The 10948-nt window shown below is 71.2% G+C and carries 13 protein-coding genes; 8 read left to right on the top strand and 5 right to left on the bottom strand.

Annotated elements, in window-relative coordinates:
• Window positions 1–295: 295 nt before the first annotated feature.
• Window positions 296–634, top strand: a complete 339-nt coding sequence (wblA, locus tag ACIQPR_RS10195; protein WP_019063745.1) for a transcriptional regulator WblA — start codon at window positions 296–298, stop codon at window positions 632–634.
• A gap of 128 nt (window positions 635–762) precedes the next feature.
• Here wblA and ACIQPR_RS10190 read toward each other — a convergent pair whose 3' ends face one another.
• Both ACIQPR_RS10190 and ACIQPR_RS10185 read right to left on the bottom strand, forming a co-directional pair.
• Window positions 763–2136, bottom strand: a complete 1374-nt coding sequence (locus ACIQPR_RS10190) for an ArsA family ATPase (protein WP_403644862.1) — start codon at window positions 2134–2136, stop codon at window positions 763–765.
• Window positions 2133–3110 (bottom strand): ArsA family ATPase, encoded by a 978-nt coding sequence (locus ACIQPR_RS10185; RefSeq protein WP_403644860.1) that lies wholly within the window; start codon window positions 3108–3110, stop codon window positions 2133–2135. The genes ACIQPR_RS10190 and ACIQPR_RS10185 overlap by 4 nt, the downstream gene beginning before the upstream one ends.
• Before the next feature lie 95 nt (window positions 3111–3205).
• On the opposite strand from ACIQPR_RS10185, the gene ACIQPR_RS10180 reads away from it, so the two are divergent.
• The 4 genes from ACIQPR_RS10180 (at window position 3206) to ACIQPR_RS10165 (ending at window position 5678) form a co-directional block, all read left to right on the top strand.
• Window positions 3206–3361: a DUF4177 domain-containing protein gene (locus ACIQPR_RS10180; protein ID WP_345038500.1), complete on the top strand. Its 156-nt coding sequence runs from the start codon at window positions 3206–3208 to the stop codon at window positions 3359–3361.
• On the top strand, window positions 3358–3828 hold the full coding sequence (locus ACIQPR_RS10175) for a RidA family protein (RefSeq protein WP_403644856.1): 471 nt from the start codon (window positions 3358–3360) through the stop codon (window positions 3826–3828). Before ACIQPR_RS10180 ends, ACIQPR_RS10175 begins: the two co-directional genes overlap by 4 nt.
• 105 nt (window positions 3829–3933) lie before the next feature.
• Complete coding sequence (locus ACIQPR_RS10170; protein WP_403644853.1) at window positions 3934–4851, top strand: NUDIX hydrolase; 918 nt, start codon at window positions 3934–3936, stop codon at window positions 4849–4851.
• Window positions 4848–5678: an MBL fold metallo-hydrolase gene (locus ACIQPR_RS10165; protein WP_403644850.1), complete on the top strand. Its 831-nt coding sequence runs from the start codon at window positions 4848–4850 to the stop codon at window positions 5676–5678. Before ACIQPR_RS10170 ends, ACIQPR_RS10165 begins: the two co-directional genes overlap by 4 nt.
• A gap of 74 nt (window positions 5679–5752) precedes the next feature.
• Here the strand turns inward: ACIQPR_RS10165 and ACIQPR_RS10160 are convergent, their stop codons facing one another.
• Together ACIQPR_RS10160 and ACIQPR_RS10155 are read right to left on the bottom strand one after the other, a co-directional pair.
• Window positions 5753–6583 (bottom strand): nucleotidyltransferase domain-containing protein, encoded by an 831-nt coding sequence (locus ACIQPR_RS10160; RefSeq protein WP_403644847.1) that lies wholly within the window; start codon window positions 6581–6583, stop codon window positions 5753–5755.
• Window positions 6584–6863: 280 nt separating this feature from the next.
• Window positions 6864–7538, bottom strand: a complete 675-nt coding sequence (locus tag ACIQPR_RS10155; protein WP_019063754.1) for a Crp/Fnr family transcriptional regulator — start codon at window positions 7536–7538, stop codon at window positions 6864–6866.
• A 252-nt stretch (window positions 7539–7790) separates the two neighbouring features.
• On the opposite strand from ACIQPR_RS10155, the gene nth reads away from it, so the two are divergent.
• The 3 genes from nth (at window position 7791) to ACIQPR_RS10140 (ending at window position 10707) form a co-directional block, all read left to right on the top strand.
• A complete protein-coding gene (nth, locus tag ACIQPR_RS10150; RefSeq protein WP_403644844.1) occupies window positions 7791–8711 on the top strand; it encodes an endonuclease III in 921 nt (306 codons plus the stop codon).
• A gap of 93 nt (window positions 8712–8804) precedes the next feature.
• A complete protein-coding gene (locus ACIQPR_RS10145) occupies window positions 8805–9494 on the top strand; it encodes an NUDIX hydrolase (RefSeq protein ID WP_403644841.1) in 690 nt (229 codons plus the stop codon).
• A 13-nt stretch (window positions 9495–9507) separates the two neighbouring features.
• On the top strand, window positions 9508–10707 hold the full coding sequence (locus ACIQPR_RS10140) for a MarP family serine protease (RefSeq protein WP_403644837.1): 1200 nt from the start codon (window positions 9508–9510) through the stop codon (window positions 10705–10707).
• 15 nt (window positions 10708–10722) lie between these two features.
• On the opposite strand, the gene ACIQPR_RS10135 is transcribed toward ACIQPR_RS10140, so the two are convergent.
• Window positions 10723–10902: a hypothetical protein gene (locus ACIQPR_RS10135; RefSeq protein ID WP_403644834.1), complete on the bottom strand. Its 180-nt coding sequence runs from the start codon at window positions 10900–10902 to the stop codon at window positions 10723–10725.
• Window positions 10903–10948 lie beyond the last annotated feature (46 nt).

The raw sequence follows: 10948 nt of genomic DNA, 5'->3' as shown, positions 1-10948 counted from the left end.
GTTCCGGTCGTTCCCTGTTTTTTTGTGGGAGGCGTGTCCGAATCCGCCTCCTGTGTCACCTGGCGTCCGTTGTGACGCAAGACAACTGTCCCGCTCTGCCGGGAAAGTCACGTATGTCGCGGGCTCACTCCCCCGGGTGATCTGCCGCTTACGCATAGTCCGTTCGGGCCATTCAAGATTGGGCCCGAAGGGGGTGTTGCGCTGTGCCCACCTTCCGTAACGTCCTCAACTGGCGGCGGTGAATATGCCGCTGCCGCCGTGGGGGAGCCTCGATTCGGGAGAGGACGGCGCCGGTATGGGCTGGGTAACCGACTGGAGTGCGCAGGCGGCCTGCCGCACTACCGATCCGGATGAACTGTTCGTTCAAGGAGCAGCGCAGAACAGGGCGAAGGCAGTGTGCACCGGATGTCCGGTACGCACGGAGTGCCTCGCCGATGCGCTCGACAACCGCGTCGAATTCGGCGTGTGGGGAGGAATGACGGAGCGGGAGCGCCGCGCACTGCTGCGCAGGCGGCCCACTGTCACTTCATGGCGCCGGCTACTGGAGACCGCGCGCATCGAGTACGAGCGAGGGGTCGGCATCATCCCCCTCGACGACGACGAGATCTACGAGAACTACGCGGCGGTGGGCTGACGCCGGCCCCTCCGGGGGCCGATCGACCCCGGGCGATCCCCGGGGCCGCGCGTCCGGCCTTCGTCCCGGGCGGCTTCGCCCCGGCGTCAGACCGTCGTCCTGGGCGTCGAGTCCTTCGCCCCAGGGCGTCAGACCGTCGTCTCGGGCAGCTCCGGCCGACCGGCCGCGAGCCGGTCCCCGATGTCCCGCAGCCCCGCGAGGTCGTGCACGTCGCCGGGCAGCGCGGCCACTTCGGCGACGGCCACCTCGGGGTGGCGCGCGGTGAAGCGGTCACGCGTGCGCTGCTCGCGGGCGAGCAGCCGCATCCGGTCGGCATGCAGTCTCAGCAGGCCTGCGGTGAGTCGGTCGACGGAGGGTTCGTCGTCGGGTCGCTTGTCGGCGGGGCGCTCGTCGTGCGTGGTGGCGGGGGAGCCTTCGTCACGAGCCGCTGCCCCGGAACCGGGAGATCCGGCACCGGCGGATTCTGAACTGTCGTACGTGTCGGGAGAGTTACGAAGTCCAGCTTTCCCGCCCACCTGATCGACAATGCGGGCCTCCTCAAGATTTTCCGCGGCGGCCAGTGCCCGCTCGGCCGACAGCCGGGCGGCTCCGCTGCCGTGCACCCGGTTGAGCACCAGTCCGGCCAGCGGCATGTCCTCGGCCGCCAGCCGCTCCACGAAGTACGCCGCCTCGCGCAGCGCGTCCCGCTCCGGGGCCGCGACCACCAGGAACGCCGTCCCGGGCGCCTGGAGCAGCTTGTACGTCGCGTCCGCGCGGGTGCGGAACCCGCCGAAGGTGGTGTCCATCGCGGCGATGAACGTCTGGATGTCCTTGAGGAGTTGACCCCCGAGCAGCTTGCCGAGGGTTCCGGTCATCATCGACATGCCGACATTGAGGAACTTCATGCCGGCCCGGCCGCCCAGCTTCGCCGGAGCGGTCAGCAGCCGGATGAGCTTGCCGTCCAGGAACGACCCGAGACGTTTCGGCGCGTCCAGGAAGTCCAGGGCCGAGCGGGACGGCGGGGTGTCCACCACGATCAGGTCCCAGTCGTGCTGGGCGCGCAACTGGCCCAGCTTCTCCATCGCCATGTACTCCTGGGTGCCCGCGAAGCCCGCCGAGAGCGACTGGTAGAAGGGGTTGTTCAGGATCGCGGCGGCCCGCTCGCGGTCCGCGTGCGCCTCGACGATCTCGTCGAAGGTGCGCTTCATGTCGAGCATCATGGCGTGCAGTTCGCCGTCCCCGTCGACGCCCTTCACCCGCCTCGGGGTGTTGTCCAGGGAGTCGATGCCCATGGACTGGGCGAGCCGACGCGCCGGGTCGATGGTCAGGACGACCACTCTGCGGCCCCGCTCGGCCGCCCGCAGCCCGAGCGCCGCCGCGGTGGTCGTCTTGCCGACCCCGCCCGAGCCGCAGCACACCACGATGCGGGTCTCCGGGTCGTCGAGCAGCGGGTCGACGTCGAGCACGCGCGCGGAGGACAGCCGACGGGCGCCGTCGCGCCCCTGCTCCTGGTCCGGGCTCATGACATCCCCTGCTTCCGCAGCTCGGTGGCGAGTTCGTACAGGCCCGCCAGATCCATGCCCTCGGCGAGCAACGGCAGTTCGTGCAGCGGCAGGCCCTGCTCGGCGAGCACGGCCCGCTGGTCGTGCTCCAGGGTGTAGCGCTCGGCGTACTCCTCGGCCTGGGCGAGCAGCGGGTCCACCAGCTTCTCGGCGTTGCCGCCGCGCCGGGCCCCGCCGAGTCCGGCGCCGGACAGCGCCTGCGCGAGCGCGGTGCGCGGCAGGCCCCGTACGAGATCCAGGTCGGTGGCGTCCAGGACCTCGGGGCGCACCATGTTCACGATGATCCGGCCCACCGGCAGCCGGGCCGCCCGGAGTTCGGCGATGCCGTCGGCGGTCTCCTGGACGGGCATCTCCTCCAGGAGCGTCACCAGGTGCACGGCCGTCTCCGGGGACTTCAGGACCCGCATCACCGCCTGCGCCTGATTGTGTATCGGGCCGATCTTGGCGAGCCCGGCGACCTCGTCGTTGACGTTCAGGAAGCGGGTGACGCGGCCGGTCGGCGGGGCGTCCATCACGACGTAGTCGTAGACGAACCGCCCGCTCTTGTCCTTGCGGCGGACCGCCTCGCACGCCTTGCCGGTCAGGAGGACGTCCCTGAGGCCGGGCGCGACCGTGGTGGCGAAGTCGATCGCGCCGAGCTTCTTCAGGGCGCGGCCGGCGCCGCCGAGTTTGTAGAACATCTGGAGGTAGTCCAGAAGGGCCAGTTCGGGGTCGATGGCCAGTGCGTACACCTCCCCGCCCCCGGGAGCGACGGCGATCTTCCGCTCCTCATAGGGCAGCGTCTCCGTCTCGAAGAGCTGCGCGATGCCCTGGCGACCCTCGACCTCGACGAGAAGCGTCCGCTTCCCCTCGGTGGCCAGGGCCAGCGCGAGGGCCGCGGCCACCGTGGTCTTGCCGGTACCGCCCTTGCCACTGACGACCTGGAGCCTGCTCACGTCTTCGAGCCTAACCAGTCCGCGCCGGAACCAAGCCAGAGGCTGTGGACAACGTGAGCGCGGACGGCCGGTTCGCAGCCGCTAAAGTCGGCCGCATGACCAAGTGGGAATACTCGACTGTGCCGCTGCTCGTCCACGCCACGAAGCAGATCCTGGACACCTGGGGCGAGGACGGCTGGGAGCTCGTCCAGGTCGTGCCCGGGCCCAACCCCGAGCAACTGGTGGCCTACCTCAAGCGGGAGAAGGCATGAGCGGCGCCGTCGAGGCCCGGCTGGCCGAACTCGGTCTGACCCTGCCGGCGGTCGTCCCGCCGCTCGCCGCGTACCAGCCCGCCGTGCAGAGCGGTGTCTACGTGTACACCTCCGGGCAGTTGCCCATGGTGGACGGCAAGCTGCCCGTCACCGGCAAGGTCGGCGCCGAGGTCACCGCGGAGGAGGCCAAGGAACTGGCCCGCACCTGCGCGCTGAACGCCCTCGCCGCCGTCAAGTCTGTGGCCGGTGACCTGGACCGCGTCGCGCGCGTGGTGAAGGTCGTCGGGTTCGTCGCCTCGGCGCCCGACTTCACCGGCCAGCCCGGTGTCGTCAACGGCGCCAGCGAACTCCTCGGCGAGGTCCTCGGCGACAAGGGCGTGCACGCGCGGAGCGCGGTCGGCGTGGCCGTGCTGCCGCTGGACTCGCCGGTCGAGGTCGAGGTCCAGGTGGAGCTGACACAGCCGTAACCGCGGTGTTCGCCGTCCCGGGTGCGCGAGCCGGTGCTGTCGCTGCCCCCGGGATGCGTGTTGTTGCCTCTCGAACATCCGCGCGCCACGGGATAGCCTCCGCCCATGGCGAACGGTCAGTGGTACCCGGCGGAGTGGCCCGAACGCATCCGCTCGCTCGCCGAGGGCGCGCTCACTCCGGTCGTGCCCAGACGGGCGGCCACCGTGCTCCTCCTGAAGGACACGGACACCGGTCCCGCCGTCCACATGCTGCGCAGACGCGCCTCCATGGCCTTCGCCGGAGGCGCGTACGCGTACCCGGGCGGCGGTGTCGACCCACGCGACGACGACCTGCACGTCCGCTGGGCGGGTCCCCCGCGCGCGTGGTGGGCCGACCGGCTGGGCGTCGACGAGACCGTCGCCCAGGCGATCGTCTGCGCGGCGGTACGGGAGACCTACGAGGAGGCGGGCGTCCTGCTCGCCGGGCCCACCCCCGACTCCGTGGTCGGTGACACCACGGGCGATGCCTGGGAGGCGGACCGTGCCGCCCTGGTCGCCCGTGACCTGTCCTTCGCCGAGTTCCTCGACCGCAGGGGCCTGGTCCTGCGCTCCGACCTGCTGGGCGCGTGGGCCCGCTGGATCACCCCGGAGTTCGAGACCCGGCGCTACGACACCTGGTTCTTCGTGGCCGTCCTCCCGGAGGGGCAGCGCACCCGCAACGCCTCCACGGAGGCCGACCACACGGTGTGGATCGCCCCCCAAGAGGCCGCGGCCGGGTACGACAAGGGCGACCTCATGATGATGCCGCCGACCATCGCGACCCTGCGCGGCCTGATTCCGTACGGCAGCGCGGCCGAGGCCCTCTCGGCGGCTCCGGAGCGCGACCTGACGCCCGTCCTGGCGCGGGCCCGCCTGGAGGAGGGCGAGATCGTGCTCTCCTGGCCGGGCCACGAGGAGTTCACCAAGCACATCCCGACCGACCCGTCGCCCGGTCTCCCGCCCGCCCCGTCGCCCGACCTCTCGACCGGTGGAGCCCCCGCATGACCGACGCAGCAGCGCTTCCCGGGCAGCCGAGGGGCGGGGTCCTCACCGGCCCCGCCACCGCGCGCGCGGTGAACGTCCTCGCGCCCAACGCGTCCGCGATGACCCTGGACGGCACGAACACCTGGATCGTCTCGGAGCCCGACTCCGAACTGGCCGTGGTGATCGACCCCGGGCCGTCGGACGAGGGGCATCTGCGCAACGTCGTCGACACCGCCGAGAAGGCGGGCAAGCGCGTCGCCCTGACCCTGCTCACGCACGGACACCCCGACCACGCGGAGGGCGCCGCCCGCTTCGCCGAGCTGACGGACACGAAGGTCCGCGCGCTGGACCCGGCGCTGCGCCTCGGGGACGAGGGCCTCGCCGCCGGGAACGCCGTCCGGGTCGGCGGCCTGGAACTGCTCGTCGTGTCGACGCCCGGGCACACCGCGGACTCCCTGTGCTTCCATCTCCCGGCCGATCAGGCCGTCCTGACGGGAGACACCGTCCTGGGGCGCGGTACGACCGTGGTGGCCCATCCCGACGGCCGCCTGGGCGACTATCTGGACTCGCTGCGGCGGCTGCGCTCGCTCACGGTCGACGACGGCGTCCACACGGTCCTGCCGGGCCACGGACCGGTCCTGGAGGACGCCCAGGGCGCGGTCGAGTTCTATCTCGCCCACCGCGCCCACCGGCTCGCCCAGATCGAGACGGCCGTGGAGAATGGCCACCGCAGCCCGGCCGAGGTCGTCGCCCACGTGTACGCGGACGTCGACCGCTCCCTGTGGCCGGCGGCGGAACTGTCGGTGCGGGCCCAGCTGGAGTACCTGAAGGAACACGGCCTGATCTGACGGCTTGACCTGACGGCTTGATCCGAGGGCTTGATCCGACGGTCTGACCCGACGGCATGCTCTGGCGGCCTGATTCAGGCGGTGCCGTCCGGGCGCGGTGTCTTCACGCCGTGCACGCGCGCGTACTCCTCGGCCAGCCATGGACCGAGATCGTCGACGTACGACCGCAGCACGCGCGCGTCGCCGGTCGGTTCGTGTCCGAGGACGGCCGCCGCGCGCAGGTCGTCGGCCCGCCCGGGGTAGTACGCGCCGAACGCCCCGGCCATCTCCGCGAGGTCGCTGGTCCAGCCGTTCCAACGGGGCATGACCAGGGTGAAGCCGGTGCGGACCAGGTGCCGGGACATGAAGCGGACCAGGCACCCGCGGGCCTCCTCGGTGTCCTCGGAGGCGGCGATCCGCTCACGCCAGCGGGGGAGGAGCAGCGCCAGGTCGCCGTTGGTCTCCCGGGCGAGCAGCGAGTCCGGGCGGTAGCGGGGCAGGTACTCGGCGAGGTCCTCCCCGAGCAACGGTGTGCACAGGCACGCGAGGAACCACCCCATGTCGTACGTCTCCGGCTCGCTCAGCAGCCGTGCGCGGCCGTACAGGAGGATGCCGGTCCCGTCGATCTCGGGGAACTCCTTGTCGAGCGCCTCGCCCAGGCTCCGTGCCGCGTCCCGGTCCGCCTCGGTCGGCTCCTGCCGGGTCGCCACGAGCAGGTCCAGGTCGCTGCGCCCCACGCGCGCGGTGCCGCGCGGGATCGACCCGTAGAGGTACGCGCTGTCGAGGCGTCCCCCGTAGACGTCGAGCAGCCGGTCCCGCGCGGCGGCGACGACCGGGCGGAAGACGCGCGGGACGCGCGCCAGGGACCCCTCGCGCTCGATGTATCCCTGGGCGTCGAGCCCTCTGCGGTCAACGATTGCGGCCATGGGATCACTGTGCCGGGAGACGGCTCCAGGGGGAGCGTTTTCGCCTGCGGCCAAGTGGGGTCATCGCGTCCAGTACGCGGGTCGAGGGCGTGCGGCGTCAGCTCGGCCCGACGCCCTTCCAGGAGGCGACGGCAGCACCTTGGGTTCCCCACCGGCGTGCTACGTGAAGGGCCCACCACAAGAAGACCCGCCGCAAGAAGACCCGGCACACACTGAAGGGCCCCGCCGCAGCAGGGCCCTTCAGTAAGAAGACGTGCGGTTCAGCAAGAAGACATGCGGTTCAGCGCGAGCGCTTCGCCAGTCGCTCGACGTCCAGCAGGATCACCGCGCGGGCCTCCAGTCGCAGCCAGCCGCGGCCCGCGAAGTCGGCGAGTGCCTTGTTGACCGTCTCGCGGGAGGCGCCGACCAGCTGGGCCAGCTCCTCCTGGGTGAGGTCGTGCACCACGTGGATGCCTTCCTCGGACTGCACGCCGAAGCGGCGGGAGAGGTCCAGCAGCGCGCGGGCCACGCGGCCGGGGACGTCCGAGAAGACCAGGTCGGACATCGCGTCGTTGGTCTTGCGCAGTCGGCGGGCGACCGCGCGCAGCAGCGCGGAGGCCACCTCGGGGCGGGCGCTCAGCCAGGGCTGGAGGTCGCCGTGGCCCAGGCCGAGCAGCTTGACCTCGGTCAGCGCGCTGGCGGTGGCGGTGCGCGGGCCCGGGTCGAACAGCGACAGCTCGCCGATCAGCTCGCCGGGGCCGAGGACGGCCAGCATGTTCTCGCGGCCGTCCGGGGAGGTGCGGTGGAGCTTCACCTTGCCCTCGGTGACCACGTAGAGCCGGTCGCCCGGGTCGCCCTCGTGAAAGAGCGAGTCCCCGCGCGCGAGGGTCACCTCACTCATGGAGGCGCGCAGCTCGGCGGCCTGGTCGTCATCGAGCGCCGCGAAGAGCGGGGCGCGCCGCAGAACGTCGTCCACGAGTTCTCTCCTTGTCGACCTGCTCAGGGGATGGTGCTCCCCCTTGGTACCAGGGGACCGTGCTCCCCATTTTGCCGGACCGTCCAAACAGTGTGATCTGTCACAAGGATGCCGCACAGGTGTCCCGAGGTAAGCGGCAGGGGTCCAATTGGGGGCTGATCTTCGGGGTCCGGGGCGGATGTCAGTGGCGGGCTCTAGGCTGGCCGGGTGTCCAAATCGCCGGTGAGAGCACAGGCCAAGGGGGCTGGGCGGATGGCTGTACCTCGTGATTCCGCCGTGGGCGAACAGAGCCCTGACGGCGGCAGGAAAGCGGCAAAGGGGGTAAAGCGGGTGGCTGCTGTGCAGGGTGAGAAGGGTGGACAGGGTGACAAGAGCGGGACGGGCGGGAAGCGCGGCAAGAGCGAGTCGCACACCGCTCTGGTCCGCCGTGCCCGCCGGATCAACCGCGAGCTGGCCGAGATCTATCCGTACGCCCACCCGGAGCTCGACTTCGAGAACCCCTTCCAGCTCGTCGTCGCCACGGTCCTGTCCGCCCAGACCACCGACCTGAGGGTCAACCAGACGACACCGGCCCTGTTCGCCAAGTACCCGACCCCCGAGGACCTGGCCGCCGCCGACCCGGAGCAGGTCGAGGAGATCCTCCGGCCGACCGGGTTCTTCCGGGCCAAGACGAAGTCGGTGATAGGGCTCTCCAAGGCGCTCGTCGACGACTTCGGCGGCGAGGTTCCGGGACGGCTCGAAGACCTCGTCAAGCTGCCCGGTGTCGGCCGCAAGACCGCCTTCGTGGTGCTGGGCAATGCCTTCGGGCGCCCCGGCATCACCGTGGACACCCACTTCCAGCGGCTCGTACGGCGCTGGAAGTGGACCGAGGCGACCGAGCCCGACAAGATCGAGGCCGCCGTGGGAGCGCTCTTCCCGAAGAGCGACTGGACGATGCTCTCCCACCATGTGATCTTCCACGGCCGCCGCATCTGCCACGCCCGCAAGCCCGCCTGCGGCGCCTGCCCCATCGCCCCGCTCTGCCCGGCGTACGGCGAGGGCGAGACCGACCCGGAGAAGGCGAAGAAGCTGCTCAAGTACGAGAAGGGCGGCTATCCGGGCCAGCGTCTGAACCCTCCGCAGGCCTATCTGGACGCGGGCGGAAAACCGGCCCCGCCGCTGGGATCGGCATGACGACGGGGATCGGCACGGCGAGGGCATCGGGGACCGGATGACGGAACGATCTCGGAGGTACCGGGCGTTGATCGGTGTGAACGGGGGTGGGGGATGACGCGCGCGAGCAATGCCCAGGACGTGGGGCTCGACAAGGAGGGCCTGCCGGGCTGGCTGGACCCGGTGGTGCACGCGGTGGAGACGGTGGAGCCGCTCCAGCTGAGCCGCTTCCTGCCGCCGGAGGACGGGGCGGGCCGGCAGTCCGCGGTGCTGATCCTGTTCGGGGAGGGCGATCAGGGGCCCGAGCTGCTGCTCATGGAGCGGTCGAGTTCGCTGCGCTCCCACGCGGGGCAGCCGTCCTTCCCCGGTGGTGCCCTCGACCCCGAGGACGGCGACCCGAAGGGCGACGGCCCGCTGCGGGCCGCGCTGCGGGAGGCCGAGGAGGAGACCGGGCTCGACCCCGCCGGAGTGCAGCTCTTCGGGGTGCTGCCCAAGCTGTACATCCCGGTGAGCGGCTTCGTGGTGACCCCGGTGCTGGGCTGGTGGCGGGAGCCGACGCCGGTCGGCGTGGTCGATCCGAACGAGACGGCCCGGGTGTTCACGGTCCCCGTGGCGGATCTCACGGATCCGGCGAACCGGGTCACGGTGTCCCACCCCAGCGGCTTCCTGGGTCCGGCATTTCTGGTCGAATCGGCCCTCGTGTGGGGGTTCACGGCCGGAGTCATCGACCGTCTGCTGCACTACTCCGGCTGGGAGCGCCCCTGGGACCGCGAGAAGCAGGTCCCCCTCGACTGGCGGTCGTGACAAGGTGTCGCTCGTGAATGTGCTGGACATCCTGCTGCTGGTCGCCGCCGTGTGGTTCGCGATCGTGGGCTATCGCCAGGGGTTCGTCGTCGGCATCCTGTCGGTGATCGGCTTCCTGGGCGGCGGTCTCGTCGCCGTCTACACGCTGCCCGTCGTCTGGGACGCACTGACCGACAACGCGGAGGTGTCCACCACCGCGGCCGTCGTCGCGGTCGTCGTGGTCATCGTCTGCGCCTCCGTCGGCCAGGCCCTGACCACCCACCTCGGCAACAAGCTGCGCCGGTACATCACCTGGTCCCCGGCCCGCGCCCTGGACGCGACCGGCGGGGCCCTCGTCAACGTCCTCGCGATGCTCCTGGTGGCCTGGCTGATCGGTTCCGCGCTGGCCGGCACCACCCTGCCGACGCTCGGCAAGGAGGTCCGCAGCTCCAAAGTCCTGCTGGGGGTGTCCCGGGCGCTGCCCGCGCAGGCCGACACCTGGTTCGCCGACTTCTCCTCGGTCCTCGCGCAGAACGGCTTCCCACAGGTCTTCAGCCCGTTCGCGAACGAGCCGATCAACGACGTCCAGCCGCCCGACCCGGCCCTCGCCTCCAGCGCCGTCGCCACCCGCGCCCAGCAGTCCATCGTCAAGGTCATGGGCACCGCCCAGAGCTGCGGCAAGGTCCTGGAGGGCTCCGGCTTCGTCTTCGGCGACCGCAGGGTCATGACCAACGCGCACGTGGTCGGCGGCGTCGACGAACCCACCGTCCAGATAGGCGGCGTGGGCCGCAAGTACGACGCCAAGGTCGTCCTCTACGACTGGCATCGCGACATCGCCGTACTCGACGTCCCGGACCTGCGGGCGCGCTCCCTGGAGTTCGCCACCAAGGACGCGGACAGCGGCAACAGCGCGATCGTGGCCGGCTTCCCGGAGAACGGGTCGTACGACGTCCGGGCCGCGCGCGTGCGTGGCCGCATCACGGCCAGCGGCCCCGACATCTACCACCGCGGCACGGTCCGCCGCGATGTGTACTCGCTCTACGCGACCGTCCGCCAGGGCAACTCCGGCGGCCCGCTCCTCACGCCCGAGGGCAAGGTGTACGGCGTGGTCTTCGCGAAGTCCCTCGACGACCCCGACACCGGGTACGCGCTCACCGCCGACGAGATCCAGCCGGACATCGTCAAGGGCCGCAGTGCCAACGAGCAGGTGGGCAGCGACAGTTGCGCGCTATGACGGGGTGTGGAGCGGCTAGCCGCGTGGATGGCGCAGCCGTACCGAGACCCAGCGGGCCCGGCGGCGCAGAATGCGCGGGATCCCCACCCTGAGGTCGGTGCCCGGGAGTTGCGGGGCACCCCGTTGGTGGGAGCCCGGACCGTGGTCCGAGCGGCGGTTGCGTGCTGCGTCACTGTAGTCGTGCGTCCAGCCCATACCCCGACGTCTGCCCCTGCCCCAAGGTCGATAACCACCCCTTGGG

It is taken from the genome of Streptomyces sp. NPDC091280 (assembly GCF_044768565.1).
Lineage (GTDB): Bacteria > Actinomycetota > Actinomycetes > Streptomycetales > Streptomycetaceae > Streptomyces.
This window is presented reverse-complemented; position numbering and strand designations above follow the sequence as displayed.